Raw genomic sequence first — 25,561 nt, 5'->3', positions numbered from 1 at the left:
GTTACGCTGGCGGCGCTTCGGTGTTGAAAATGAAGTAATCGGGTACGGCCGGGCCCCACAGGTACAGGGAGTTTTCCGGCGGAAAATCACCGGCCGGCCATTCGCTGCCAGCGTCGATGTAATCCATATGCGCCGAGTATTCGCAGAACGAACCCCAAGGGTCGCGCACGTAGTGGAAGTAGTTCGAGCCCAGGCAATGCCGCCCGGTACCCCAACCTTCCACATGCCCGGCCGCCGCCATCTGCGCCGCGCCATTGCCGACGCTGTCGATATCCGGCACTTCCCACGCAGCGTGGTGAAAGCCTTTCGCGCTGCTTTTGCAGAACGCCACCAGATGGTGATCGCAGCCGTGCGGCGCGTGGGTGAAGGCGATGATGTCTTGCGAGTGGTCGGAGAGCTTGAGGCCCAGTGCCTGGTTGTAGAACGCCACGGCGCGGGTTACGTCTGGGCTGAACAACAGCACGTGGGACAAGCGCCGCGGGCGTACCTGGGTGACATCGGCGCGGGTGCCGGTGCCGCGTACCTGCGGGGCTTTGGCCGACAGCACGGCAGGTTCGTCGGGCATATGTTTGGCGCCCACTTTCACTTGCAGCAGGTTGCCGTCCGGGTCGTAAAACCAGAAGCCCACGCCGTCGCCATCGACGAAGCGCATGCCGCTGCTTTCCACCTGCTGGCGCAGGCTGGCAAAATCGGCGGCGAAGCAATTGAAACTGAGATAGGCCAACGACTTGCTCGCCGCCGGCAGTACGCGGGTCCACACATGGCCATCGCCGGCGAGCAGTTGCAGTTCTTCGCCAAGGTCACGAACTTCCAGACCAAAGCTTTCGAAGAACTGCTGCGCCACCTTCAGCGAGGGAACGTTCAGCGCGTAATGATCGATTGAATGCACAGCACTCATGATCGCCTCCTTCGTTCTTGTTGTAGTCGAAGCCCCGGAGTTCGGGGGCTTCGCTTTTTTCTATCGAAGCGTGCGTCTTACGGGCCTGATCAGGCCTCGTCGACGATCGGGTTGACCAGCGAGCCGATGCCTTCGATGGACACTTCCACCACGTCACCGGCCTTGAGGTACACCTTGGGGTCCATGCCGAAACCAACGCCGGCCGGGGTGCCGCTGACGATCACGTCGCCGGCTTCCAGGGTGACCGCTTCACTCAGCGTGGCAATGACGGTGGCCACGTCGAACAGCATGTCGGTGGTGTTGGCCGCCTGAACCACCTTGCCGTTCACCTTGGTCTGCAACAGCAGGCCCTTGCCGCCGGCTGGCAGTTCGTCGGCGGTGACCAGGTCGGGGCCGAAGGCGCCGGTGTCATCGAAGTTCTTGCCCACGGTCCACTGTGGCGACTTGAACTGGTATTCGCGCACCGAGCCTTCGTTGAACAGCGCGTAACCGGCCACGTGGTCGAGCGCGTTTTCCTTGCTGATATGCCGGCCGCCGCTTTTGAGCACCACGGCCATCTCGCCTTCGTAGTCGAGGGTGTCGGAAATACGTGGGCGAATCAGCGGTTTGTTGTGGGCGGTCAGGCTGCTGTTGAAGCGCGGGAACAGTGTTGGGTAGTCCGGCTGGGCATACGGCGACTCTTTGGTGTGGTCGGCGTAGTTGAGGCCCACACAGATGATCTTGCCGGGTTTGCGCATCAGCGGCAGGTAATCCTGTTCGCCAATTTCAACCACCGGACCCTGGGCCTGGTTGCCGTAAGTGGTGAGGTCGACGCCACGGGCGAGCAACGATTCCAGAGTTTCTTCGCCCAGCACTTTCACGCCTTCGTTGGTACGAACGCCCAGTACAGCGCGGCCTTGATGGTTGAAATACACATAACGCATGGCACAGACCTCTTGTGGTTCGCGGCAGGTTGAGCGCTGCCGTCTGTTTTCTTGTTGCTCTGCCCAGCGGCAGGAGTGGGAGCAAAATTAATCCTGAGAAAATATAACGTCAACACAAAAATATATTTTGTTGAGATTTTCGACAAAACGCCGGATGTGTATGATTCGGCCCAGATGCGATAGCGCAGGATTTTTCATGAACAAGCTCGAACGCTGGACTGAACCGCTTGAAGTGGCCGACAAACGCACCATGGCCTCGCAACTCGAAGCGCGGGTGCGCCAGGACATCATCAACGGCAAGCTGGTACCCGGCAGCCGCCTGCGCCTGAAGGAACTGGCCGAGTCGTACGACGCCGGCGTGATTCCTCTGCGTGAAGCGCTGTCGCGGTTGGCGGCCACCGGCTTTGTCACTTCGGCCGACCAGAAAGGCTTTAGCGTCGGGCGCATTTCTGCGGAAGAAATCCTCGACATCACCCAGGCGCGCCTACACATCGAATGCAAGGCGCTGGCGCTGTCCATCGCCAACGGCGATGTCGACTGGGAAAGCCGGGTGATCGCCGCTCACCACCGGCTCGACCGACTGCCGGTAGTCGAAGGCCCCGACCGCCTGCTGCGCCCGGACTGGGAGAACGCTCACGAGGCCTTCCATGCGGCGCTGCTGTCCAACTGCGGGTCGTCGTGGCTGCTGCGCTTCTCCAACATGCTGCGCGACCAGACCGCGCGTTACCGGGTGCTGTCGATGCACTACCTCGACAGCGCCGCGCGCGACGTGCCGCACGAACACCGGCGGCTGCTTGATGCGGCCCTGGCCAAAGACATCGACACCGCCTGCGCGCTGCTCGCGGAGCACTACCAGACCACCACGCAGAACGTGCTGAACCACGAACTGCTGGCCAAAGGGCGGCGCTAAGCGCGCCGCCATCGCTCGCGAACTCACGTCGCCGCCTTCACCGCTGCTTTATGCAAACGCGGGAACAGCGCATAGGCGTTGTTGCGGGCAATGCCTTCGTGCTCGGCCGTTGTCAGCCCGGTCAGCGCCCGAGTGGCTTTTACGTTCGCCTCCACGCCCGCAGCCGGGGTAAACGGGAAGTCGCTGCCAAACAGAATGTGGTCATTCGAGGTCAGCCGCCGCAGCGCCGCCACCGCCCCATCGTTGGCGGAGCCGGCCAGGTCGAAGTACAGCGAGCTGATTACCTTGCGCACTTCATCGGCACCGCCGGCCGGTTTCTGCTCCAGAAACGGCAGCGTGGAAAACATCGCAATGCGGTGCGCCACCGACGGCAACGCGCCGCCCGCGTGGGGCACGATCATGCGCAGGTTGGGGTGGCGGGTGAGGGTGCCGGCGTAGATCAGATCTGTAAGGGTGCGCGCGGTATCCAGCGGGAATTCCAGAATCGGCGCCGGGCGCCCGAGGCCCACGGCTTCGAAACAAGCCGGCGAGGTGGGGTGCAGAAACAGGGTGGATTTGCGCTTGTCCAGCGCCGCGAACAACGGCTCCAGCTTGGGGTTGCCGAGGTACACGCCATCGGTATTGCTCTCGACGATCACGCCGTCCAGGTGCAGATGGTCCAGGGCGTATTCCAGCTCGGCCATGGCATCGTCGAAATCCTCAAGCGGCAACGTGGCGAATGCGCCGAATTTGCCCGGGTAGCGTTTCACCACATCGGCGGCATATTCATTGAGGTAGCGCGCCATCTTGCGCCGCGCCTCACGATCTTTAAGAAAACCCACCGAGGGCGAGGTGACCGAGAGCATTACCGCTTCGATGTTGTGCTTGGCCATATGGTCCAGCACCGCTTGCTCGGACCACTTGGGTACCGGAAACCCGCCATCGAGTTTTACCAGTCCTGCATCGGCCAGGGCCTGGGCATACAGGGGCGGCAGGTAATGGGTATGCACATCGACCAGGCCGCAGGCGCAACCGACACTGGCAACGGGCGCGGTGTCTGCCGCCAGCACCGCACCGTGGGCGCCGAGGGCAGTGGCCGCGACGGCCGTAGTGGCTGAGGCCAGAAAGGTACGACGGGTGGGTTTGAACATGCTCGAACTCCTTGCGCTTTTGTTGTTTGCGCGGAGTGTCGAGGAGGTAATTTGGCCCGGGAAGATGGCAAGTTTTGATGGGCGATACTTAATTGTTATCGCCTGTAGGATTGTGCGCAGGCCGAGATTTTGTACATCTAGGAGAAGACATGAAGCTAAATCACCTGCGTGACATCGTCGCCGTTGCCGAACACGGCAGCCTGCGCGCCGCTGCCCGGCATCTGAACATCGCCCAGCCGGCCATCACCCGCAGCATTCGTGAGGTAGAGCAAAGCCTGGGCACAGCTTTGTTCGAACGACGCTCCACTGGTGTGGTACCAACCCTGATCGGTGAGCGTTATCTGGTGCGCGCGGCGGCTATGCTGCGCGACATGCAAAGCGCGCGCGATGAAGTGGAACAGTTGTTGGAAGGCAGCGGCGGACAGGTAAGAGTGGGGCTTTCGACCGTGCCGCATTTGGCGCTGTTGCCCAAGGCGCTGGCACCGTTCAAAAAGCGCTTTGCCAACGCCAAGTTGACGATTGTCGAAGGTCTGTTGCCGCGTATGCAATTGGGCCTGGAACGCGGGGAGCTGGACTTTTACATCGGTCCGCTTACCGAAAAGGCGCTAGTGAAAAACCTTGAAGCCGAGTTGCTTTTCGAAAATCTGCGCCTGGTTTTTTGCCGCAAAGGCCACCCGTTGAGCGCAGCCAGGCAATTGGCTGAACTGACGCAGGCGCGCTGGATCAGCACGTCAGTCACCGAAGACCGCGACGCCGAATTGGCTCCACTGTTTGCCCGCCATGGGTTACCTGCGCCGCGCATCGACCTGCACGCGCAGTCGGGTTTGACCATGCTGTTGGCGGCGGCCCATTCCGATTTACTCACCCTGTTGCCGCAGCAATTTCTACTGCACCCGATGGTGCAACAGAGCCTGCACTGCATCGCGGTACGGGAAACCTTGGCAGCGCCATCTATCTATGTGGTGCGCCGCGCCGGGGTGCTGCTGACCCCGGCTGCACAGCATTTTCAGGATCTGCTGTGCAGAGCAGCGCGGGTGTTCGGCGATCAGCGCGGCGGCAGTTAGCCTGCTGACGTTGGCCATACCAAAAAGAAGCTATATAGATCGGGCCTCAACTCAACCACCCTTCAGTTTTCGCCTTGGCCACCGCATGGGTCCGGCGCTGCACGCCTAGTTTCGAGTTGATCCGGCGAGCATGGGTTTTCACCGTGTGCACGGAGATAAACATTGCTTCGGCAATCTGCAGGTTCGAGTGGCCGCGGGCGATAAACTTCAGCACGGCGGCTTCGCGTTTGCTCAGTGGCGATTCGCTGGGGATGATCGGTGTGCGGGTTTTATCGGTAGCTTGCAGGAGTTTTTTGCGCCATAGAGTGGTTTCGTCGAGTTCTGCGAGCTCGCCTTCGAGCCATTCGGGTTGGCGTTGGTAAAGGTGCAGCAGCGGTTGCAGGTGTTGCTGTTGTTCGGCCTCGCCGAGGCTTTGCGCGAGCTGCCGATTGGCCAGGGTTTTGCGCTGTTCCAGCCAGAGGGTTTCGGCCAGACGCAGGCCGACGTAAACCGCCAATTGGTAATGGCCGTTTTGTTGGCAGTCAGTGAGCAGGTTTTGCAAGCCATGGCGGGCGGCGTCCAGGTCACCGAGGGCCATATTGGCGCAGGCTTCGTCAAAGCGGGCGCGCAGGTGCAGGTCGTAGAAGCCGGCGGGGGGCATGGCGTATTCGCTGTTGAAGCGTTCGCGTACTTCCATGAAGACCTGCTTGGCTTTTTCCGCATCGCCGCGTAGCAGCCATAGTTCGCCCTGCGCCACGTTGAGGGCGTCGCGGTAGCGAACCAAGGGCACGTTGTAGAGCTGCATTTTTCGCTCGGCGGTGCGCAGCAGTTGCTGTGCGGCATCGAGCTGCCCGTCTCTGCTGGTCAGGTCGGCCAGGCACAGATAGCCATACAGCAGGTAGGCGTCTTCACACTGTTCGGCTTCCTGAATGCCTTCTTTCAAGGCGGCTTTGGCTTGCGCGGGCTCGCCGCGGGTGACCAGGATGGAGCCGCGCAGCATCTGCAGACGGGCCAGAACGGGACCGCGCAGCCCGGCGTTTTTAAGCAGTTGCAGCGATTCCTCGGTGTGATCCCAGGCCTGTTCAAACTCGCCCATGATCAGCAGTTGGTGAATATGGTCGGCACTTAGCAGCGCTTCGAACACCACATTGCCGTTCGCCCGCGCCAGGCGCAGCGCTTCACGAGTGTACTGGCGGCCAAGGCTCAGTTGCTGCTCGCCGGTGGCTTGTTGGGCGAGGGTTTGCAGGCAGAGGATACGCAGCGACCAGGATTCGTCTTCCAATACTTCAAGCGCCTCCTGGCAATGCTGCTTGGCCTCCGGCAGCCCGCGCAGGCAATTCAATACGCCGAGAGCCGCCTGATAGTGCGACAGCAGCCGCCGCTGGCGGATGGCTGAGGTCTGGGGGAGGAAATTCACCAGTTTGGCGAGGCAGATTTCGGCTTCGTCCAGGCGGGTACAGATAAGCAGCGCCCACACTTGCAGCATCACCAGGCGCGGTGTGCAGGAGAACAGCTCGGCGGGGAATTCGTCGCGCCAGTGCAAGAACTGCGACACGCTTTCACCCACCAGCAATTGGTCCTGGCCATAGCGGTGCAGGTAACTGGCGGCCACCTCGGGCTGGCCGGCCCAAAGCGCATGTTTGACCGCCTCGCGCACATCACCTTGCGCAGCAAACCATTGGCAGGCGCGCACGTGGGTCGGCTGCGTGCTCTGTGTCGCCGGGTGTGCGCGCAGCACGCGGGCCAAGGGCGCCCACAGGCTCACCCAGTGATTGCCCGTGTCGTTATCGCTGGCGAGTAAATGGTGGGCGCGCAGATTGCCGAGTAGCTGTTCGGCGTCGTGCCCGGCGAGCAAATGGTTGCAGAGCTCGGCGTTGAAGTGGGGGATATGCGCCAGCGTTTGCAACGGGGTGAGCAGCGCGGCCGGGATATCGGCCAGCACTTCGCGTTCGACGTAGTCGCGCAGCAGGGGCGAGACGCTGTCGCTGGTCAGGGTGTCGAGCTTGCCTTCAATAAGCGTCAGGCCGATGGCGGCCGGCCAGCCGTCGCTGTTGGCGAGGATCTGCGCCTGGGTTTCGCTGGAGCAATTCACCTCGCGGTGGTGCAGCAGGGTGGCCAGTTCGCGCTCGGTGAAGGCCAGCGCGTGGGCGTCTACTTCCTGTAAGTCGCCTTGCAGTTGCAGACGCGGCAGGTTCCAGGCCGGGCGCCGCCGGCAGCCGATCCACCAGCGCACGGTGTGCGGCGTGCGCTCCAGCAGCGTGCCGAGCAGTTCGTCCAGCTCGGGGCTGGCTTGGCGCGGGTAGTCGTCGAGGATGATCCACAGCGGGTATTTGCAGCTGCCCAGCAGATGGCTGAGTTCACTGCGCACGTCTTCGTCGCCCGGCGTTATTTGCAGGGCGCTGGCGATGCGATCGAGCAGTTCGGCGGGGCTAAGGGTGTTGCCGAGCAGGTCGAGCCAGACGATGCGGGTGTTGAGGCTGGCCTGGCGGATACATTCGTTGAGCAGCACGCTTTTGCCAAAGCCGGCCGGGGCGCTGAGCAGGGTGACGCTACTGCGGCTAGCCAACAGCCCCTGGGCCAGTCGCGAGCGCTGCACATGGTGGGCCGGCAAACGCGGCAGCAGGGCATCGAGGTTGCGGGCGCGGGCGCCGGTGGGCAGGTCGCCAGTGAGTTCGTCCATGGTTTTTTCTCTCGTGGCTGCACGGCCAGGGCAAGGAATGCTGACGACGATAACAGGGCAAAGGAGTAGAAAACCGCCGGCCAAGATGGATTTTCAGGTGTCATTCAAAAGGATGAAACGCCCCGGTTTACGGGGCTTGTGGCTGATAGCGGCGAGCAATGAATAGCTCATCATCAGCTGGGCGGCAGGAGCAGGGCGCGGCTAATCCTTGTCGCGCCCGAATCGCTTCATCCTTGTCGCGACGGATCGGCCTCGGGCGTCCAGCGCTGCAAGTAATCGAGGCTCATACGATACGGTTTGAGGCCGACGCTCAGCAGAACCGCGGCCGTGCTCACCGCCAATGCAGTAATCAGCAGTAGCGAGTAACGCAGGGCATGGTCGTCGGCGAATACGTAGTCCGTCACCAGCGCCACACTGGTGGGGCCCAAGCCAAGGCCGATCAGCGTGGTGATAAACAGGTACATGGCCGAGGCCTGACCGCGCATGGAGTTGGGCATGATTTCCTGCAGCGCAGCGGGTGCCACACCAAACGGCATACTCAGGCAGAACACCGTCGGCGCCATCAGCACGGCGACCCAGAAGCCGCTGTCGATCACCGGAAACGTGAGCACCAGCGGCAGCGCGATCAGCGAGGAGTAGAGACCGACGCGCATGTTCGCGTCGGTCTTGCCGCGCTTGGTCAGCCAGTCGGCCAGGCGTCCGCCGAACACGATGCCCAGGCAACCGAACACCGCCACGGTACCGCCGTAAACGATGCCGACCTGGCTGGCGTCCCAGCCGAAGGTGCGTATAAAAAATGTGGGTATCCAGGCCGCACTGCCATAGCCGGCGAAAGCCAGGGCGGCGAAGCCGAAGTTGTGGCACAGCACAGTGCGCCGGTTGGCGCGCATATAGGCGGCCACTTCACTGAGCGGCATGTTCACGCCCGCGCCAACCCCACGGCGCAGCGGTTCCTTGATGGTGCGCACCACCAGGCTGAAGAGCAGCCCGACGGCGCCGAGGATCAGAAAAATAAGCTGCCAGGGGCGCACTTCACCCAGCAGCGGCACATGCAAATCGCCCTGGGCAGAGGCGAAATGAATGACCAGGCCACCGAGTAGAAAGGCCACACCGGAACCCAGGTAAATACCCATGGCATACACACTGATGGCGGTGGCGCGGCGCTCGGGTGGGAAGCTGTCGGCGATCAACGAATAAGCGGCGGGCGATAGCGCGGCCTCGCCCATGCCTACGCCAATGCGGCACAGCAGGAACTGCCAATACAGCTTGGCCATGCCGCAGGCAGCGGTGGCAGCGCTCCAAAACATCACCCCGAACATGATCAGCCCTCGGCGGCTTTTGGTGTCGGCCAGGCGCCCCAGCGGAATGCCGCACAGCGTGTAGAAAATGGCGAATGACAAGCCCATCAGCAGGCTCATTTGTGTGTCGTTGATGGCCAGGTCGCGGCGGATCGGTTCCACCAACAGACTGAGAATCTGCCGGTCGATAAACGACAGCATGTACGCCACCATCAAAATGGCGACGGTGGTCCAGGCGGCGAGGCTGGTTGGGTAGCCGGAGGTGGTTTTGGACATGAGCAGCCTCTGCGCCGCCACAAAGGCGAACGTCGGGAAAACAGAAATTGGGTTAGCGGGGTGGCTGTAACAGCTGACTGATTTCAGCGCGTGCGGCACGGCCCTCGGGTATCGGTAACAGCGGCCAGACGTGGATCATGCCCTCGCCGATGCGCACGTCGACCTTCACCCCCTGGCTGCGCGCGGCAGCGGCCAGTGCCAGGCTGTCGTGGTGCACGATGTCGCGGGTAGCGGCGTACAGCGTCATATCCGGCAGGCCGGTCAAGTCGCCGTGTAGCGGGTTAGGCCACGGATGCCCGAGCGGCAACGTACCCGCCCACAAACGACCGGCCGTTCGCAGGCCTTGCACATTGAGCATCGGGTCTGACGGATCGGTGGCGGCGATGGCCGGGTTCTCCATTTCCACATCCACCCATGGGCAAATCAGAATCAGCCGTTCAGGCAGTGCCCGTTCCAGTTCACGCAAGGCCAGACACAGCGTCAGCGCCAAGCCGCCGCCAGCCGAGTCACCCATCACCACCAGTGGCTGGCCAGGCGCGCGTTCGCGCGCCAGGGCATACACGTCCAGCGCAAACGGCACGGCATGGGCGCAGGTGTGTTCGGGCGCCAGCGGGTAGAGCGGCACGCTGATGGTGCAGCCTTGTTCTTCCACCAGTTGGTGCAGCAGACGCCAGTGATAACGGGTGATGGAACGCACATACGCGCCGCCATGCAGGTACAGCACATGCTGGCCGGGACGCGGGGTTTTGGGTTTGAGGGTGTACAGCTCAAAGCCCTTGAAGGTCTCCAGGCTGACATCGATGCATTGCTGCATTTTTTGCTCGGGCGCTCGGGCATTTCTTGCCGCATACGGGCGAACAGGGTGTCGGAGGACAGCACGGCCGTGAGGCCGGATTTGCGCTTGGTCAGGCGCAACAGGGAAATCAGCAGGTGGTTACGCAGGCTCGTCACGGGTGGCTTCCAGTCAATGTCGGTAATGCCGGCGGCGCAATGAAAGTAACGTCATTGCGCCGCCGGTTAGCTAGGTTGGCTGAAGACTAGCGCACGCCTTCGTTTCGCAGCGCCGCCGGAGTGAAGTCGGCTGCGGTGGCTTTGAGGTCGAACTGCACGAACTCTTTCTCTTCGTTGCTCAGGCCCACGGCAATGTAGCGGCCGGCAATCAGGTCATTGAGCGACTCAAGCGCTGTGGCCGGAATCTGCCGGGTGTAGTAGGGCATCAACATGGCTTCGCCGACGCGCCACAGTTGGCCGCGACCGTCGTAGTGGTCGGAGAGGGCGATCATCCACGAGTCTTCGTCGATATAGAAACGACGCTTGGCGTAGATGTTGCGCTCGCCTTCTTTCAGGGTGGCTTCGACGACCCACACGCGGTGCAGCTCATACCGCGCCAGGGCCGGGTTGGGGTTGTTGGGGGTGAGGATGTCGGCGTACTTCACGCTCGGGCTGGCCAGGCGGAAGTTGTTATACGGAATGTAGATCTCTTTCTTGCCAACCAATTTCCAGTCGTAACGATCTGGCGCGCCGTTGAACATGTCGAAGTTGTCGGAGGTGCGCAGGCCGTCGGCGGCGGTGCCTGGGCCGTCGTAACCCACTTGCGGGGCGCGACGTACACGGCGTTGGCCAGCGTTGTAAATCCACGCCATGCGCGGGTCGTTCACCTGGTCGAGCGTCTCGTGCACCAGCAGCACGTTACCGGCCATACGCGCCGGCGCGGTGACGCGCTGTTTGAACATCAGCAAGGTGGCAGCGGCTTTTTTGGCATCCAGATCGGGCATGCGCTCGGGGAAGGCCACGGTGTCTTCGAAGTTCACCAGGGTGTAGTTGCCGTTTACCTGCGGAGCGGCTTGCACATACAGGCGACGCAAGTTGCCGCCGCGGTAGCGAGTCACGTGGTTCCACACCACTTCCAGGCCGTTCTGCGGGATCGGGAAGGCGTAGTAGCGGCTGTCGGTAAACCCCTTCAGGCCGCTGCCGCCTTCGAGTAGAGAAACGTTCGCGGCGCTAGCCTTGATGCGTTGCTGCACATCAGCCGGCAAACCGACCGAGCGGTGCGTGACGAATACCGGAATCTTGTAGGTGTCCGGGTAGCGCTTGAACATCGCCAGCTGCCCTTCGGACAGCTTGGCTTTGTACTGATCGGCGTTTTGCGCGGTGATGGTGAACAGCGGTTTTTCGCTGGCGTACGGGTCGCCGAGGAAGCCGTTTGGCGTTACCGGTGCGGCGTTGGTGGGCAGGCCGCCGTCATAGGCAGGAATGCTGCCATCGGCGTTACCGGCTTTCTCGGCCCCGATAGGCGTGAGGGTGGTGCCCAGCTTGGCGACTTCAGCCGGGGGGACGGCCGCCATGACGCTGCTGGCGAGCAGGGTCAGGGCGATGGCGGAAAATATCGTTCTTGTTCTATTCATGGACTGATTCTCTACAGGGCCCGCGAGCGGGCCGTTATCAGAAAAAGACGGGTGCGCTGCGGTTGGCTTAGAAGTTCACGCCAACGCTAAGGGCCACGAAGTCGCGGTCGGTCTGCATGTTGTAATCACCGCCGAAGAAGTTCGTGTAGTTGAGGCTGGCGGTGTACATGTTCAAGTACTCGGCATCCAGCCCCAGACTCACCGCTTTGGAGCCTTCGTTGAACACTGGACCGGTACCGTCGACGTCATGCGACCAGGCTACGTTGGGCTTGAGGTTGACCCCGGCGAACACGTTGCTGTAGTCCCAGATGGCGCGGCCGCGGTAGCCCCAGGAGGAGCGGGTGTAGAAGCCGTGGTTGCCGTATTCGTCGCGGGCGGCATCCACTTCCGGCACGCTGAAGGTGGCATCGCGGCCGAAGCGGTTGTTCATCTCGTCGCCAATTGCGCCGACGTACGTCACGCCCACTTCGCCCACCAGCGTTACCCGTTCAGCGCCCATAAACTGGTCGATAAAGTGGGTAAAGGTGGTTTGCGCCTGGGTGACTTCCTTGCGCACATAGCCTTTGCTTTCGTAGTCGGCCATGCTTCGTGCAGCTGCCACGCCGGCACCCAACCCACCGCTGGCCAGGCCACCGAGGAAGGCGTTGTTCACCGTGTTACCCAGCTCCCCGCCGAGGTCTGTGGTGTTCAACTGGATGGGCATATTCGGCCGGTAGCTCACCTCGCCGGACCACGCTGTACCGGTAGGTAGGGTGGTGGAGAAGCTCAGGCCGTAAAGGCGAATGTCTTCCGGGTATTCCAGGAAGTAGCTGCCGCCGCCGGTCAGAATGGCCGCTGCACGGTCCAGGTTACCCTGGAATAACAGTGCATTGAGGGCCGAGTTGATGCCCGCCACGTTGGTGTTTTTCACGCTCACCATCGGCGTGCGGCTGTGGTAATTCATGGCGTAGGCGCCGTACTCGGTGTCATCGCCCAACCAGCGCAGCGACAACCCCCACTGGCCCGAGTCACGCGCATCGCGATCGCCCCCACGGCTAACCAGCAGGCCTTCTTGCTCGACGTTGATATTGGCCGGCAGCAAGCCGTTCTGTTTGTCCTGCAGCAACTGCGCGATAGCCGCTGGTTGCAGCACGTTGTAGTTGGTGTCGCAGCCATCGGCGGCCACGTCGGTACCGGAGAAGAAGGTGCCGCAGTTATCGATAACGGTCTGGTCCCACTCCAGCTGGTAGAAGGCTTCGGCCGACAGGTTGTCGGTGAAGCTCTGCTGCATAAAGAACATATTGACCGGAATCAGACCTTCCTTGATTTCCGCGCCTGGGCGGCGGAACGCCGAGACGTCAATCGGGTTGATCGAGTTGATGCCGTTACCGATAAAGGTGCTCTCTCCCCAGCTCACCACCTGTTTACCCAGCCGCACGGAGCCGGGTTTATCGGCGATGTCGTAGTTCTGGTAAACAAACGCATCGAGGATCTGCGCGCCGGACGATTGCGCGCCTTCCTTGCGGTTGTGATCGTCGATGTCTTTGAACTCGCGGTGCTCGTCCTTCAGTTCAAAGTCATACCAATACTTGCCGCGGATAAACACGCCGGTGTCGGCGTATTTCAGCTCCAGGTCATGAATGCCTTTGAAGATTTTCGAGAAGGTTTGGCCGCTCTTGAAGTTCAGCCGGCCATCGTCGTTGGTTTGGGTAAAGCCCTTGCCGCCATTGGCCTGGCCGATAAGGTCTTGATCCGGACTGGCCGTAGACCAGCTACTGCCCACGGACAAGCTTGAGTCGAATTGTCCCTCGATCTCCCCGATGTTGAAGTTGATGGCATGCGCTGGAGCGCAGGCGCCCAGACTGATAGCCACGGCCAGCGCCTTTGGCGTGAACCCGGCGAGCCTTATTGTTTTTGTCATGTGGCACTCCCTTGATGGAATTAAGGAGTGAGGGACATTAACGACGGACCGGCCAAGGAGTAATTGCACGAATGTACGAACTTTGCCGGGCATCAAAAAGGATGGGTTTTGCGGGTGTAATCCTTTTGCCCGGCAGGGGTCATTCCTCACCCTTTTGAGGCGCCTATTCGTGTTTCTGATAGGGTCGGATAGACCGCTCTGGGGCGCGCCTTTCGTGCAAGCAAGGGCACGGCACAAAAGGGCGTGAGAGGTTTTTCTGGCGGGGATGATGTTGACGCTGGTTCGGCAACAAAAATAAGGTGCGTACCTTAACTGTGTTGACCGACTCATCCGTTCATCATGTTTCTTCCACGCCACCGCATCGCTCTCGCCGCGGTGGAGCAGGAGCGTCGTCGCCGTGTCCAAGCTTGCTCATTACTACAACAATAAAGTCGCCGTGGTCACCGGCGCGGGCGCCGGCATTGGCCGGGCCATCGCCACGTTATTGAGTGCCAACGGCGCGCGGGTGTATTGCGTGGATATCAACCTGCAGGCCGCCGAAGCCGTCGCCAATGAACTCACCGGCGCCAGCGCGTATGCGTTGGATGTCAGTGATGCGGCGGCCGTGCAGAACTTTGCCGACGAAGTCTTTATCCGCGAAGGGCGCGTGGACCTGGTGTTCAACAACGCCGGCGTCGGCCATTCCGGGTTGTTCGTGGACACTGAACTGGCCGATTGGAACTGGGTGCTGAAAGTCAATGTGATGGGCGTGGTGCACGGCATTCACGCCTTCCTGCCCCGCATGCTTAAACAGGCCGGCCCATGCCGCATCGTCAACACCGCCTCCGGCGCCGGCCTGATTCCGATGCCGCGCGCGGCGCCGTATTGCGCCTCCAAACATGCCGTGGTGGGCCTGTCGCAATCGCTGGCGGCTGAACTGCATGGCACCTCGGTGGGGGTGACCATTCTCTGCCCGGGCACGATTAACACGGACATCATCAAAAACACCACCATGCGCGGCGCCACGGCCACCGCGCGGCAGGAGCAGGCCACGCAGCACTACGCCACCAAGGGCACCTCGCCGGATCGGGTGGCGCTGGACGTGCTCGAAGACGTGCTCAACGACAAGCTCTTCTGCACCACGCCACGCAATGAAGTGTGGGTGGGTTGGCTGCTGCAGCGACTGTCGCCGACCTTTATGCAACGCCTGATGCGCAGCCGGATGGAAAAGGTATCCGGGCCGCAATAACCGCCTACGCAGGTTCCGGTAGCGGCAGAAAACCGCTGCCGCTCTGGGCATGCGGGGTGGCGACCAGGTAGGGCTGAAACAACGACGCCATCTGCCGGTAGCCCCAGTCGAGGTGTTTTTTGGTCACACGGGTAATGCCGTGGCGCGAGTGCAGGTACTCAATCCAGTAAGTGGAAATGATCCAGCAGTTTTCCAGCAGCACATCCAGCTCGGCCTCGCTGGCGTTGAGGTGGCCGAGCTCGATCATCTCCAGCAGTTTGAGGCGGCCGCGGCTTTGCACCTGGTCGGCCAGCTGTTGCAGGCGGGCGCGCAGGCTGGGGTCCATGGCGAGGATGGCGGTGGTGTCGCGGTAGAAAAACCGCCACTCCCACATCAGCTCGAACCAGTGGCGCAGGCTTTGATCTTTTTCAGCGATGAGCAGTTGTTTAGCGGCGAATTGCTCGAAGAGCGCGGTGACCACGTCGCTCTTCTTTTTGAAGTAGTAGTACAGGTTGCCTTCGTTGATGCCCACCGCCTCGGCGATGGCAGCGGTGGTCACGGCAGCTACAGTTTTGCCGTTGAACAGCTTTCGGCAAGTGACCAGGATTTTATCGCGGGTGCTCTGACGCTTCATGGGGGTTCCGCTACGCAAGGATCGCAGGGTCTAAGGTATTCACCCTAGAGGTTTAGTGGCGCGGCGCATCATAACCACGCACATGAATTTGCTCCACCAGCAGTGTTAACCGTCACAAGAATAATCAGGAGACGTCTACATGGCTTTTATCGAACGCGACACGCTCGCCGGCTCCGATGAGCAGGCGATTGCCGAACTGCAGCAGGTTTTTACCCTGCAAAAAACTGCCTTTTTGCGCGACCCCCAGCCCGGCCTGAACCAGCGTCTGGAGTTGCTCGGCGCGTTTGCCGGCATGATGGTGAACAACCGCCAGCGCATTCAGCAAGCCTTGGCCGCCGACTTTGGCGCGCATCCCACGCAGTTCGCCGACCTGGTGGAATGCCTGGGCGTAGCGGGGCGCGTGCAGTACGTGGCGGAAAACCTCGGCGAGTGGATGAAGGCCCAGCAACGCACGATGGAACCGGCCTTGTACGGCACGGCCAAGGCCTATGTGCTGCCGCAGCCCAAAGGCGTGATCGGCAATATGGCGCCATGGAATTTCCCCTTTGATATCGGCTTTGGCCCGGTGGTGGAAATGCTCGCCGCCGGCAACCGCGCCATTATTAAACCCTCGGACCTGACGCCCGCTTGCAGCGAACTGACGCTGGAAATGGTCCGCGCCACGTTCGACCCTGAACAGGTTGCCGCCGTAGCCGGTGGCCTGGAACTGGCCAAGCATTTCCCGACGCTGGAATGGGACCACCTGATGTACACCGGCAGCACCCAAGTCGGCCGCTCGGTTGCGGTGGCGGCGGCGCACAACCTGGTGCCGGTCACCCTGGAACTGGGCGGCAAATGCCCAGCGCTGATTGCTGCCGATGGCCTGAATGCCGCCACGGTCGAGCAGATCATCGGCTGTAAAACCATCAAGAACGGCCAGATGTGCGTGACGGTGGATTACGTGCTGTTGCCCGAAGCGGCGCGGGCGCAGTTTGTGTCGATGGTCGAGCAGCTGTTTGCTAACAACTTGCCCAACTACGCCAGCCACCCGGACACCACCGGCATCATCAACGAACGGCACCTCGACCGCCTGCAAGGCTACCTCGATGACGCCCGTGCCAAGGGCGCGCAGATCGTGGAAATCGGCGGCCCGCTGGACCGCGCCGCGCGGCGTATGCCGTTCTACCTGGTGCTGGATGTGACCGACGACATGGCGCTGATGCGCAATGAAATCTTCGGTCCGATTCTGCCGGTAAAAACCTACCGCGCGCTTGATGAGGCCATCGCCTATATCAACGCCAACGACCGCCCGTTGGGCGTGTACATCTTCACCGACACGCCGCTGGTGGCCGAGCAGGTACTGGCGCGCACCACCTCGGGCGGCGCCTGCGTGAACGCGGCGGCCTTGCACGCGGCCGTGCCGACCCTGCCGTTTGGTGGCGTGGGCAAAAGCGGCTCCGGTCGCCACCACGGCTACGAGGGTTTCCTCGAATTTTCCAACCTGCGTTCGGTGGTCGAGCGCGGCAGCAACGACCTTGTCGCCGCCATGTTCGCGCCTTATGGCGCCACGGTAGATGCCCTGATCGCCGGCGCGCTCGGCGAAGGCTGAGCGGCCATCCACTTCTTCTGAATAGCGCGCTGCGCTGACTTTAATCGCCCCAAGGTAGTTGAACGCCATGACCTATTTCGTACACGACAGAATGCTTGACCTGATGGAAGCCGAAGGGATGAAAACCCTGTTCGGCATTCCCGATCCAAGCTTTATCGGCCTGTTCAATGCCGCCGCCGCCCGCGGCTGGCGCGTGATCGCCCCGCACCACGAACAAGCCGGCGCCTTTATGGCCGACGCCCACTGGCGCATGACCGGCCTGCCGTCGGTAGTAGTCGGCAACCAAGGCCCGGGCGTCGCCAACCTGGCCGCCGCCGCCATCTGCGCCGCCAAAGAAAACGTGCCGACCCTCTTTATCGCCGGCCAGCGCGAACGCGTGTTCGACCAAAAAGTACGCAAAGGCCAGTTCCAGTACACCCGTCAGCCCAAGTACTTTGAAGAGGCCATGAAGTACGTCGGCATCATCGAATTCGCCGAACAGGTGGACGAGATTTTTCACGAAGCCTTCCGCCGTGCGCTGTCCGGCACGCCAGGCCCGGTGTACATCGAGTACCCGATGAACGTGCTGGAATCGCAGCTCAAACAAACCCCGGTAGCCCGCCCCGAGCAGTACCGTTTGGTACACCAGGGCGCATCGGCGCAGGGCATCGAAGCGGCGCTCGAACTGGTCAAACAGGCGCAGTCGCCCATCCTGTTGGTGGGGCAGGGCGTACTCGTTAGCCGCGCCCATGAAGCCGTTGCCGAATTGGCCAAAGCCCTGGGTTGCCCCGTCGTCACCACACCCGGCGCCGGCGCGGTATTGCCCGGGCTCGACAACCAATGTTTTCCCTACCCGACCCCTTCGGGTACCACCGCCGTGGCAGCCGCCGACCTGGTGATCGCCATCGGCACCGAAATCGGCGAGCCGGTGCATTACGGCACCGGTCGGCATTGGGAAAAAGGCCAGGTAAATCGCAAGTGGATCTACATCGAACGTGATGCGCTGGCCATCGGCGTAAACCGGCCCATCGACGTGCCGTTGGTGGGCGACTTGCGCGACGTGGTGCCACAACTGATCGCACCGATTCGTGCCCTCAATCGCCAGCCTTCGGCCAAGCTGCCGGAGCTCGCCGCCCTGGCGCAGAAAGTGCGCGGCATTATGGTCGACAACATTCCCACCCGCTCGCAGCCCATTCACCCCGGCCATCTGGTGGTGGAAGCCACCCGCCTGTTGCCGGAAAACACCGTGATGGTGCGTGACGGCGGCTCCTTCGCCATCTTCGCCTCGGCCTACAGCCAACTGCGTGCCCGCGATGCCATGTGGTGCCAAAACTTCGGCCACCTGGGCACCGGCTTGCCCCACGCCATCGGCGCGCAACTGGCCGTCGGCGACAGCCGCCGCGTAGTGCTCATGTCCGGCGACTCGGCATTCCAATTCCACATCTCCGAGCTGGAAACCGCCGTGCGCAAAAACCTGCCGATCGTGTGCATCGTCGGTTGCGATTACGCCTGGGGCCTGGAAGTGGCGGTGTACCGCAACGCGTTTGGTATGGACTCGGCCGAGACCGAAGCGCACTGGGGCAAACAGCTGCGCCTGGACAAAATTGCCGAAGGCTTTGGTGCCTATGGCGAGTTTGTCGACCGTGCCGAAGACATTGCCGGCGCCGTGCAGCGTGCGCTGGACAGCAGCCGTCCGGCGGTGGTGCAAGTAGTCATCGACGGCGCCGCCAATGCGTCGGAAATGCCGGGGATTGAGGAGTTTATGTCGTGGTACGGCGAACGCGGTTATTGAGGTTGGTAATGCGCTGGTGAGTTAGTCGAGGGCAGGATGCCTGAGACGTGGGCCGCCCCTTGAGGGCGGCTTTTTTTTGCCCGATCAAGCGGTTTGTGGAAATCAATACAGTAAGACTGTACAGTTTTTCTGTGCTCATGTTAGTGTCTGCCCATGACCACGCCATCCGATACTTCCGATACTCAAGCTGCCGCCCTGGCCGCTGAACTGCGCATTTCCGTGAGCAAGCTGATGCGGCGACTGCGCGAGCAAACCCATCCGCATGACTTCACGTCCGGACAAAAGTCGGTGCTGCTGCGCCTGGATCGGGACGGGCCGGCCACGGTATCCGCGCTGGCCCGCGCCGAAAGTGTTCGCCCGCAGTCGATGCGCATCACGGTGGCCGGGCTGGAGACGATGAAGGCTGTCAGGGGACAACCAGATCCCGCTGATGGGCGGCAAACCCTTATCGAGCTGACGCCTGTGTTTCGCAAAAAACTCAAAGAAAGCCGCGCCGCCAAAGACGATTGGCTGCTGCATGCCTTGCAGGTGCAACTGTCCCCCGAGGAGCAAGACGAACTCGCCGCGGCGGTAAAACTGCTGCAGCGGCTCGCGGACTTCTGAAGCCGTCGATGCGCCATCAATTTGCTGAACCAACGGGAGCTTGAACATGCAATGGCTTCACCTCACGTCTTATTTCTTCGCTGGCGTGTTTCTCGCCAACGCCGTGCCGCATGTGGTCAGCGGCTTGATGGGCAAACCGTTCCAGACGCCATTCGTCAAGCGGAGAGGGCAGGGCCTGTCCTCATCGACCGTGAACGTGCTCTGGGGGTTTTTCAATCTGTTGGTTGGCTACGTGCTCATCTACCGGGTCGGTGATTTCGACCTGAACCGCACCCCTGATGCCATCGCCTTTGCGCTCGGCGGCCTGGTGTTGAGCCTTTTTTTGGCGCGTCATTTCGGCCGCTTCAATGGCGGCAACACTTCGGTCTCTTCGTGAGTCGTGCGGCCACTGGCGTCTTCCGTTCGCTGAGGAGCCGCAATTACCGCATCTGGGCGGGCGGCGCACTGGTCTCGAACGTGGGCACGTGGATGCAACGCACGGCCCAGGACTGGCTGGTGCTGACCCAGCTCACGCCGCACAACGCCGCAGCGGTCGGCATGGTGATGGCGTTGCAGTTCGGCCCTCAGCTGTTGCTGCTGCCCTGGACCGGTTTTGCGGCAGATCACTACAACCAGCGCAAACTGCTGATGGCCACGCAATGCGTCATGGGCGTTCTGGCGGTGGCGCTGGGCCTGCTCACCATTACCGGCAGCGTCCAGCTTTGGCATGTGTATGTGTTCGCCTTTCTGTCCGGCTGCGCGTCGGCCTTCGACGCTCCCGTACGGCAAGTGTTCGTGGCCGAACTGGTCGGCGAGGCGGACCTGTCAAACGCGGTCGCGCTCAACTCGACCTCATTCAATCTGGCGCGGATGATTGGCCCGGCAGTGGCCGGTCTGACCATCGCCTCGGTGGGCACCGGCTGGGCATTTCTGCTCAACGGCGCCAGCTTTTTTGCGGTGCTGGCCTCGCTATTTCTGCTGCGGGTTTCTGAGCTGAACCCGAACCTGCGGGCGCAACGCACCAAGGGCAGTCTCAGCGAAGGGTTGCGTTATGTGGCGGCTCGGCCGGACCTCAAGGTGATGCTGATCATGCTGTTTTTGATCGGCACGTTCGGCATGAATTTCCCGATCTTTATCTCGACCATGGCAGTCAGCGTTTTCCACACGGATGTACGCGGCTATGGCCTTCTGTCCTCGATCATGGCCATCGGCACCACCGCCGGCGCGCTGCTTGCCGCCGGTCGCGCCCGGCCAGGATTCAGCTCACTGCTGATCGGTGCCGCCGTGTTCGGCCTCGGCTGCACCCTGGCCGCGCTCGCGCCGAGCTACTGGGTATTCGCCGGCGCACTGGTGGTCATTGGCGTGGGCGCCTTGACCTTCAGCAACACGACCAGTGCCCTCATGCAGCTCACCACCGAGCCCGCAATGCGCGGCCGGGTGATGGCATTGCGTGTAGGCATTGCCCTGGGCTGCACACCGATTGGTGCGCCGATTGTGGGTTGGGTGGCCGACCATCTCGGACCGCGCTGGGCACTCGGTGTGGGTGCGGCAGCTGGGATCGCGGCGGCCGGTGTGGCGGTTTATTTTATGACCCGTGAAAAGCAGCCCATCGCGAAGATTAGCGTCGAAAAATAAACCTGGCTCCACTTGCTCCAAGTTAGAGACCGAGACCTGTCTAGCCCAGTGTGGTCGCGGTATGTGCCAGAAAGTCGCGGCCGTCTTTGGATTGCATATTCAACGCCCATACCGGGCGTGCGGCGCCGGTTTCGCCTGATGCCCAGGTCTGCAAATAGGCGAGGGAAAACTCCACGCCGTCCTGGCTCAACTGCGGGCTGCAGCCCACGCTCATCAGCGCCATACGTACGCTGCTGTCCACATACTCGTTGATGTTTTCGGTGCCCAGCAGAATGGCCTGAATGGCGTGCGCAGAGGCGCCCATCAGAAAATCTGTGGTGGCATCGATGTTGCCGAATACAAACTGATTCTGGTCGCGGCCGCTGTACAGGTCTTTGGTCATGTATTCGGCAACCAGCGCCTGATGCGGCCAGGCGTCGGCACGGGTGACGAAGCCGGCCCATTTGCGGTCGAGCAGGGCGCGTACCAGAAACAGGCGATAGCCGACGCAAAAGCGCTGCCACGGCTCGGTAAGGATGTCGTAGACCGGCAGGATATCGGTGGTCATCTGGTTGTTGAGGTCCTGGCCCAGGGCGACCAGTACCTGATCCAGCGATGTGAAGTAACGATAGAACGTGCCGCGCGACACCTTCGCTTCACGAATCACATCATCAATCACCGGCGCCGGCGTGCGTTGTTCGGCGAACACGCGCATCGCAGCGTCCAGCAGCTTGGTGCGCATCATCAAGCGTTTCTTTTCGGCCATCTTCGGTCGATGGTCGGAAACGACCTTTTCTTTATCCATTACGTTTCAACGGCCTTTGTTGGCGGTGACATTTGTCATTGTGGCGGAAGAAACCGGTGGTCTGCCAGCCATAAAAAATCCACGTGCAAGCTATTGCTTACGTAGGAGTGTTGTCCTACATTGAACATCATTGTCGTAATGACAAAAGTGTTTCATCTGAAACTCCAAATACACTGTAGTCGTCATAAAAATAATTAGGAGACGAAACATGTCCCGCCGTGCCCTCTGGACCTACCAATACGTTGCATCGCATCGCCAAGCGCTGCCTTGTCTTTTGGGTTCCACTCCTCCGGTTTCTTCCCGAACACCTGCGTTCTGTGAAAATCCCAAGCCCGTGACCGCGAAGGCCTGCGGCTAGCTGAACATCTCCATACGTTAACGATTTCTCCTGCACCTGCGCGTTGCGTCGGGTGGGATTAATTCGCCGTTTGAAAATAGATGACAGTATCGTCATTATGATAAGTGGAAACAAGATGATGAAAGAAGCCAAGCTGTTCTCCGAAGTGGGTGTTTTTCCGGTCGAAGGTCACCGTCCAACCTTGCAGGAATTGGTCAAGCGCGCCGAGGCGTTGCAGCCCTTGCTGTTGAAAAACGCGGGCGAGTCGGAAAAGCACCGCCGTGCCTGCGAAGAAAACATTGAGGCCGTGCGCGAAGCCGGCTTGTTCCGCTTGATGGTGCCCAAGCGCTATGGCGGCTTCGAAGGCACGTTGCGTTCTCACCTGGAAGTGTCGGCAGCGCTGGCCGAGGGCTGCGGCGGCACCGCCTGGGTGGTGGCACTGACCAACGTTTGCGCCTGGTTCACCGGGCTCTTCAGCGAAAAGGCGCAGGACGAAGTGTTCGGCGCTAACCCGGATGCGCGTGTTGCCGGCGTGTTCAACGCATCACCCACCACCCGCCGGGTAGACGGTGGCCTGGTGGTGTCTGGCAAGTGGTATTCGTCATCAGGCAGCCTGCACGCCGATTGGGCCGTGGTCGGTGCTGAGGAGCGTGACGCCAATGGCTGCGTTGTGGCGCAGTACTTGGCGCTGATGCCGCGCAGTGACTACAGCATCGACGACACCTGGTTCACTGCCGGCATGCGTGCCTCGGGCAGTAACTGCATCGTGGCCGATGAGGTGTTTGTGCCGGACCACCGACTATTGAACATGGCCCAGGCAATCGAAGGCGAGTACGCCACCGAATTCAAAGACGAAACCGCCTACCGTCCGCTGTTCGTACCCTTTGCAGCGGTGATTCTGAATGGCCCGCAACTGGGGCTTGGGCGCGCTGCACTCAAGTACACCATCGCCAACGCGTCGCGCCGCGCGGTGACGTACACCTCGTTCGAAAAACAGACCGATTCGGTGATGTTCCAGGCGCAAATCGCTGACGCCGCCTTGAAAGTCGATAGCGCCGAATTGCGCGCATTCCGCGCCTGCGACCAGATCGATGAAGCGGGCCGCTCCGGCGTGAAGCTGGACCTCGTTACCCGTGCACGCATCCGCGCCGACGTGGGCCTGGTCAATACCCATATCACCGACGCCATCAACATCCTGCTGTCCGCCCACGGCGCCGGCAGCTTCTCGGAAACCAGCCCGATGCAACGCTGGTGGCGCGATTCCAACACCGCAGCGCGACATGCCGTGGCATTGCCAGCGGTGGGCAACGAGCTGTACGGCAAGGCGCTGCTAGGCGTGGAAAACACCGTTACGCCGCTGGTTTAAGCGCCGTATGCCACTTAACGCGCCATCCCACAGTGGCGCTCACCGCGAGGGGAATTCGTGATGGATCCCAAACTTCTACGGTCGGTGATGGGCCAGTTCGCCACTGGCGTGACGGTGGTGACATTTGTCGCCGACGGTCAGCCGGCCGGCATGACGGCCAACGCATTCATGTCGGTATCACTCGACCCGCCGCTGGTGCTGATCTCGATCCGCAACCAGTCGCGCTTCAACGAGTGGGTAAAAAAAGGCGTGTGCTACGGCATCAACTTCCTGGCCGACAGCCAGAAGTCGCTGAGCGCGCATTTTGGTGGACGGCCGGAGGAGGGCATCGACCTGCCGTTCTCATTCCACGAGGACACCCCTTTGCTGGACGGCAGCTTGGTGCACTTGGTGGCGCGCACGGTGGATATCCATCCGGCCGGCGATCACCTGCTGTACATCGGCGAAATCGAACACGTGCGCCTCGGTGCCCAACGCAAGCCGCTGCTGTTTTTCAGCGGCCGTTATCACCAAGTTCATGCTCGGGCACCGAGTGCCGAGTGGAGCGGCTGCGCGGAATGCTGGTGAGCTATCGCCTGCCTGCAACTAGAACAATAAGGAGAACCGCATGAACAGTATTCAAGCTCAACCACAAGCCAGTGCCGTCGAACGGATCGTGCCGTTCAAGATGGCCCATATCGTGATGCGCTGTGCCCATCGCCAGGCGTCTGTCGAGTGGTACAAGGCCTTGTTTCAAGCCGAACTGGTATTTGAGGACGAGGTGCTGACCTTCCTCGCCTACGACGAAGAACACCACCGCCTGGCCTTCTTCAACATGCCGGGGTTGCCGGAGCAGGTGGACGAAATGGCCGGTGTGCACCACGTGGCGTACAGCTACAAAAACATCGGTGAATTGCTCAGCACCTACGACCGGTTGAACACGCACGGCATCAAGCCGGTATGGACCATCAACCATGGCCCAACCACCTCGTTTTACTACCGCGACCCAGAACGCAACCTGGTGGAACTGCAGGTCGACAACTTCGTCGAGCAGGCCGACGCGGCAGCGTTTTTCCACAGTGAAACGTTCGCTAACAATCCCATCGGCACCGAGTTCGACGCCGACGCCCTGGTCGCCCTATGGCGCAGCGGCGCCAGCAACGAGGAATTGTGCGCGTTGGGCGCATGCGCCACTGGCCAAGCGTTGGGTCCAATTGATGGGGGATTGAAATGAAGCTCTGTACCTTCCGGGTTCAAACCGGCGTTGCGGCCGTGGGATTGGTGTTGGGTGACCGGGTGATTCGCATCGCCGATCACCTGAGCGCGGCACCGCGCACCATGATTGGCCTGATTACCGAATGGTCGGGCTGGATCGAGCCACTGCAACAGTTAGCCAAAAGCGGAGCGCAAGGCATTCCGCTGGACCAGGTCACTCTGCTGGCCCCTGTACCGCGCCCCGGCAAGATTCTTGGCATCGGCTTGAACTATGTCGACCACGTGGAAGAGTCCGGCATGGACATGCCGGCCGACCAGCTGTGGTTTGCCAAGATGACTACCTCGGCCAGCGGTCCGTTCGCGCCGATTGATTTGCCACGGGTTTCCGAGGCGCTGGATTACGAGGCCGAGCTGGTGTTCATCGTGGGCAAACGCTGCCGGCACCTGACGGCGGAAACCGCCCGGGAAGCGATCTTCGGCTACTGCGTGGGCAACGATGTCAGCGTGCGCGATTGGCAACTGAAGACTTCGCAGTTTGTGCTCGGCAAGTCGTTCGACACCCATGCACCGTTCGGCCCGTGGATCGTCACCCGCGATGCCGTGGACGATCCGCACCAGTTGGCGATCCGCTGCTTCGTCAACGACGAGAAGCGCCAGGACTCCAACACCGACCAACTGATCTTCGACTGCTACCAGCAAATCGTGCACCTCTCCAAGGTCATGACCCTGGAACCCGGTGACGTGATTTTCACCGGCACCCCCGGCGGCATTGGTGGCGGTTTCAAACCGCCCCGTTTTCTGCTCAACGGCGACCGGGTGCGGGTGGAGATCGACGAGCTCGGCACCATTGAAAACATCGTGCGTCCTGAACCCACCCTTCAACACCTGTGAAACCGTTTATGTGGGCCGGCCCCGGCCGGCCTGCGCAAACGGTTTGGTAAACCTGCGATAACAACTTCCCCAAGCACGACTTATTAAAATAAAAACAAAAGGTAAATAT

The 25,561-nt window shown here is 61.3% G+C and carries 22 protein-coding genes; 12 read left to right on the top strand and 10 right to left on the bottom strand.

What is annotated here, in order from left to right; genetic code table 11:
* Nucleotide 1 precedes the first annotated feature (1 nt).
* Entirely contained in the window at nucleotides 2–898 is an 897-nt protein-coding gene (locus tag AC0V2S_RS23510) for a VOC family protein (RefSeq protein ID WP_475511821.1), read from the bottom strand.
* An 89-nt stretch (nucleotides 899–987) separates the two neighbouring features.
* On the bottom strand, nucleotides 988–1,821 hold the full coding sequence (locus tag AC0V2S_RS23505) for a fumarylacetoacetate hydrolase family protein (RefSeq protein ID WP_475511820.1): 834 nt from the start codon (nucleotides 1,819–1,821) through the stop codon (nucleotides 988–990).
* A 196-nt stretch (nucleotides 1,822–2,017) separates the two neighbouring features.
* On the opposite strand from AC0V2S_RS23505, the gene AC0V2S_RS23500 reads away from it, so the two are divergent.
* Entirely contained in the window at nucleotides 2,018–2,731 is a 714-nt protein-coding gene (locus AC0V2S_RS23500) for a GntR family transcriptional regulator (RefSeq protein WP_475511819.1), read from the top strand.
* A gap of 23 nt (nucleotides 2,732–2,754) precedes the next feature.
* On the opposite strand, the gene AC0V2S_RS23495 is transcribed toward AC0V2S_RS23500, so the two are convergent.
* Nucleotides 2,755–3,861, bottom strand: a complete 1,107-nt coding sequence (locus AC0V2S_RS23495; RefSeq protein WP_475511818.1) for an amidohydrolase family protein — start codon at nucleotides 3,859–3,861, stop codon at nucleotides 2,755–2,757.
* Between the two features lie 149 nt (nucleotides 3,862–4,010).
* Here AC0V2S_RS23495 and AC0V2S_RS23490 point away from each other — a divergent pair, with 149 nt between their 5' ends.
* On the top strand, nucleotides 4,011–4,925 hold the full coding sequence (locus AC0V2S_RS23490; RefSeq protein WP_475511817.1) for a LysR substrate-binding domain-containing protein: 915 nt from the start codon (nucleotides 4,011–4,013) through the stop codon (nucleotides 4,923–4,925).
* Between the two features lie 46 nt (nucleotides 4,926–4,971).
* On the opposite strand, the gene AC0V2S_RS23485 is transcribed toward AC0V2S_RS23490, so the two are convergent.
* The 5 genes from AC0V2S_RS23485 to AC0V2S_RS23465 form a co-directional block, all read right to left on the bottom strand.
* Entirely contained in the window at nucleotides 4,972–7,584 is a 2,613-nt protein-coding gene (locus AC0V2S_RS23485; RefSeq protein ID WP_475511816.1) for a LuxR C-terminal-related transcriptional regulator, read from the bottom strand.
* A gap of 227 nt (nucleotides 7,585–7,811) precedes the next feature.
* The gene (locus AC0V2S_RS23480; RefSeq protein ID WP_475511815.1) at nucleotides 7,812–9,158 is read right to left on the bottom strand and encodes a spinster family MFS transporter; all 1,347 of its coding nucleotides are present in this window, start codon (nucleotides 9,156–9,158) and stop codon (nucleotides 7,812–7,814) included.
* 52 nt (nucleotides 9,159–9,210) lie between these two features.
* The gene (locus tag AC0V2S_RS23475) at nucleotides 9,211–9,972 is read right to left on the bottom strand and encodes an alpha/beta hydrolase fold domain-containing protein (RefSeq protein WP_475511814.1); all 762 of its coding nucleotides are present in this window, start codon (nucleotides 9,970–9,972) and stop codon (nucleotides 9,211–9,213) included.
* Nucleotides 9,973–10,195: 223 nt separating this feature from the next.
* Nucleotides 10,196–11,563, bottom strand: a complete 1,368-nt coding sequence (locus AC0V2S_RS23470) for a DUF1329 domain-containing protein (RefSeq protein WP_475511813.1) — start codon at nucleotides 11,561–11,563, stop codon at nucleotides 10,196–10,198.
* A gap of 67 nt (nucleotides 11,564–11,630) precedes the next feature.
* The gene (locus tag AC0V2S_RS23465; RefSeq protein ID WP_475511812.1) at nucleotides 11,631–13,463 is read right to left on the bottom strand and encodes a DUF1302 domain-containing protein; all 1,833 of its coding nucleotides are present in this window, start codon (nucleotides 13,461–13,463) and stop codon (nucleotides 11,631–11,633) included.
* Nucleotides 13,464–13,860: 397 nt separating this feature from the next.
* On the opposite strand from AC0V2S_RS23465, the gene AC0V2S_RS23460 reads away from it, so the two are divergent.
* A complete protein-coding gene (locus AC0V2S_RS23460; protein ID WP_475511811.1) occupies nucleotides 13,861–14,691 on the top strand; it encodes an SDR family NAD(P)-dependent oxidoreductase in 831 nt (276 codons plus the stop codon).
* Between the two features lie 4 nt (nucleotides 14,692–14,695).
* On the opposite strand, the gene AC0V2S_RS23455 is transcribed toward AC0V2S_RS23460, so the two are convergent.
* Nucleotides 14,696–15,304, bottom strand: a complete 609-nt coding sequence (locus AC0V2S_RS23455) for a TetR/AcrR family transcriptional regulator (protein WP_475511810.1) — start codon at nucleotides 15,302–15,304, stop codon at nucleotides 14,696–14,698.
* Nucleotides 15,305–15,443: 139 nt separating this feature from the next.
* On the opposite strand from AC0V2S_RS23455, the gene AC0V2S_RS23450 reads away from it, so the two are divergent.
* The 5 genes from AC0V2S_RS23450 to AC0V2S_RS23430 all read left to right on the top strand — a co-directional run bounded on the left by AC0V2S_RS23450 (nucleotide 15,444) and on the right by AC0V2S_RS23430 (nucleotide 20,880).
* Entirely contained in the window at nucleotides 15,444–16,892 is a 1,449-nt protein-coding gene (locus AC0V2S_RS23450; protein ID WP_475511809.1) for an aldehyde dehydrogenase family protein, read from the top strand.
* A 67-nt stretch (nucleotides 16,893–16,959) separates the two neighbouring features.
* Nucleotides 16,960–18,663: a thiamine pyrophosphate-binding protein gene (locus AC0V2S_RS23445; RefSeq protein ID WP_475511808.1), complete on the top strand. Its 1,704-nt coding sequence runs from the start codon at nucleotides 16,960–16,962 to the stop codon at nucleotides 18,661–18,663.
* Between the two features lie 153 nt (nucleotides 18,664–18,816).
* Nucleotides 18,817–19,266, top strand: coding sequence for a MarR family winged helix-turn-helix transcriptional regulator (locus AC0V2S_RS23440; protein WP_475511807.1), 450 nt, complete (start codon nucleotides 18,817–18,819; stop codon nucleotides 19,264–19,266).
* A gap of 46 nt (nucleotides 19,267–19,312) precedes the next feature.
* Entirely contained in the window at nucleotides 19,313–19,642 is a 330-nt protein-coding gene (locus tag AC0V2S_RS23435; protein WP_475511806.1) for a hypothetical protein, read from the top strand.
* Nucleotides 19,639–20,880, top strand: coding sequence for an MFS transporter (locus AC0V2S_RS23430; protein ID WP_475511805.1), 1,242 nt, complete (start codon nucleotides 19,639–19,641; stop codon nucleotides 20,878–20,880). Before AC0V2S_RS23435 ends, AC0V2S_RS23430 begins: the two co-directional genes overlap by 4 nt.
* Before the next feature lie 40 nt (nucleotides 20,881–20,920).
* On the opposite strand, the gene AC0V2S_RS23425 is transcribed toward AC0V2S_RS23430, so the two are convergent.
* The gene (locus AC0V2S_RS23425; RefSeq protein WP_475511804.1) at nucleotides 20,921–21,664 is read right to left on the bottom strand and encodes a TetR/AcrR family transcriptional regulator; all 744 of its coding nucleotides are present in this window, start codon (nucleotides 21,662–21,664) and stop codon (nucleotides 20,921–20,923) included.
* 473 nt (nucleotides 21,665–22,137) lie between these two features.
* Between AC0V2S_RS23425 and AC0V2S_RS23420 the strand changes: the two genes are divergently transcribed.
* From AC0V2S_RS23420 to AC0V2S_RS23405, 4 genes are read left to right on the top strand one after another with little or no spacing between them, the layout of a single operon-like run.
* On the top strand, nucleotides 22,138–23,367 hold the full coding sequence (locus tag AC0V2S_RS23420) for an acyl-CoA dehydrogenase family protein (protein WP_475511803.1): 1,230 nt from the start codon (nucleotides 22,138–22,140) through the stop codon (nucleotides 23,365–23,367).
* Between the two features lie 60 nt (nucleotides 23,368–23,427).
* Nucleotides 23,428–23,934 carry a flavin reductase family protein gene (locus AC0V2S_RS23415; RefSeq protein WP_475511802.1) on the top strand — a complete coding sequence of 169 codons (507 nt, stop codon included), beginning with the start codon at nucleotides 23,428–23,430 and terminating at the stop codon, nucleotides 23,932–23,934.
* Between the two features lie 40 nt (nucleotides 23,935–23,974).
* On the top strand, nucleotides 23,975–24,580 hold the full coding sequence (locus tag AC0V2S_RS23410; RefSeq protein ID WP_475511801.1) for a VOC family protein: 606 nt from the start codon (nucleotides 23,975–23,977) through the stop codon (nucleotides 24,578–24,580).
* Nucleotides 24,577–25,452, top strand: coding sequence for a fumarylacetoacetate hydrolase family protein (locus AC0V2S_RS23405; RefSeq protein WP_475511800.1), 876 nt, complete (start codon nucleotides 24,577–24,579; stop codon nucleotides 25,450–25,452). The genes AC0V2S_RS23410 and AC0V2S_RS23405 overlap by 4 nt, the downstream gene beginning before the upstream one ends.
* Nucleotides 25,453–25,561: the final 109 nt, after the last annotated feature.

It is taken from the genome of Pseudomonas sp. CC11G (assembly GCF_056174845.1).
The sequence above is the reverse complement of the archived record's forward strand: the minus strand, read 5'-3'. Positions and strand labels throughout refer to the sequence as shown.

Bases quoted from the DNA above. Each gene is read 5' to 3' on its own strand.
- AC0V2S_RS23425 (WP_475511804.1), bottom strand. From the start codon at position 21,664: ATGGATAAAGAAAAGGTCGTTTCCGACCATCGACCGAAGATGGCCGAA.
- AC0V2S_RS23500 (WP_475511819.1), top strand. From the start codon at position 2,018: ATGAACAAGCTCGAACGCTGGACTGAACCGCTTGAAGTGGCCGACAAA.
- AC0V2S_RS23410 (WP_475511801.1), top strand. From the start codon at position 23,975: ATGAACAGTATTCAAGCTCAACCACAAGCCAGTGCCGTCGAACGGATC.
- AC0V2S_RS23455 (WP_475511810.1), bottom strand. From the start codon at position 15,304: ATGAAGCGTCAGAGCACCCGCGATAAAATCCTGGTCACTTGCCGAAAG.
- AC0V2S_RS23440 (WP_475511807.1), top strand. From the start codon at position 18,817: ATGACCACGCCATCCGATACTTCCGATACTCAAGCTGCCGCCCTGGCC.
- AC0V2S_RS23415 (WP_475511802.1), top strand. From the start codon at position 23,428: ATGGATCCCAAACTTCTACGGTCGGTGATGGGCCAGTTCGCCACTGGC.
- AC0V2S_RS23475 (WP_475511814.1), bottom strand. From the start codon at position 9,972: ATGCAGCAATGCATCGATGTCAGCCTGGAGACCTTCAAGGGCTTTGAG.
- AC0V2S_RS23505 (WP_475511820.1), bottom strand. From the start codon at position 1,821: ATGCGTTATGTGTATTTCAACCATCAAGGCCGCGCTGTACTGGGCGTT.
- AC0V2S_RS23490 (WP_475511817.1), top strand. From the start codon at position 4,011: ATGAAGCTAAATCACCTGCGTGACATCGTCGCCGTTGCCGAACACGGC.
- AC0V2S_RS23470 (WP_475511813.1), bottom strand. From the start codon at position 11,563: ATGAATAGAACAAGAACGATATTTTCCGCCATCGCCCTGACCCTGCTC.
- AC0V2S_RS23420 (WP_475511803.1), top strand. From the start codon at position 22,138: ATGATGAAAGAAGCCAAGCTGTTCTCCGAAGTGGGTGTTTTTCCGGTC.
- AC0V2S_RS23435 (WP_475511806.1), top strand. From the start codon at position 19,313: ATGCAATGGCTTCACCTCACGTCTTATTTCTTCGCTGGCGTGTTTCTC.
- AC0V2S_RS23465 (WP_475511812.1), bottom strand. From the start codon at position 13,463: ATGACAAAAACAATAAGGCTCGCCGGGTTCACGCCAAAGGCGCTGGCC.
- AC0V2S_RS23450 (WP_475511809.1), top strand. From the start codon at position 15,444: ATGGCTTTTATCGAACGCGACACGCTCGCCGGCTCCGATGAGCAGGCG.
- AC0V2S_RS23480 (WP_475511815.1), bottom strand. From the start codon at position 9,158: ATGTCCAAAACCACCTCCGGCTACCCAACCAGCCTCGCCGCCTGGACC.
- AC0V2S_RS23510 (WP_475511821.1), bottom strand. From the start codon at position 898: ATGAGTGCTGTGCATTCAATCGATCATTACGCGCTGAACGTTCCCTCG.
- AC0V2S_RS23485 (WP_475511816.1), bottom strand. From the start codon at position 7,584: ATGGACGAACTCACTGGCGACCTGCCCACCGGCGCCCGCGCCCGCAAC.
- AC0V2S_RS23445 (WP_475511808.1), top strand. From the start codon at position 16,960: ATGACCTATTTCGTACACGACAGAATGCTTGACCTGATGGAAGCCGAA.
- AC0V2S_RS23405 (WP_475511800.1), top strand. From the start codon at position 24,577: ATGAAGCTCTGTACCTTCCGGGTTCAAACCGGCGTTGCGGCCGTGGGA.
- AC0V2S_RS23495 (WP_475511818.1), bottom strand. From the start codon at position 3,861: ATGTTCAAACCCACCCGTCGTACCTTTCTGGCCTCAGCCACTACGGCC.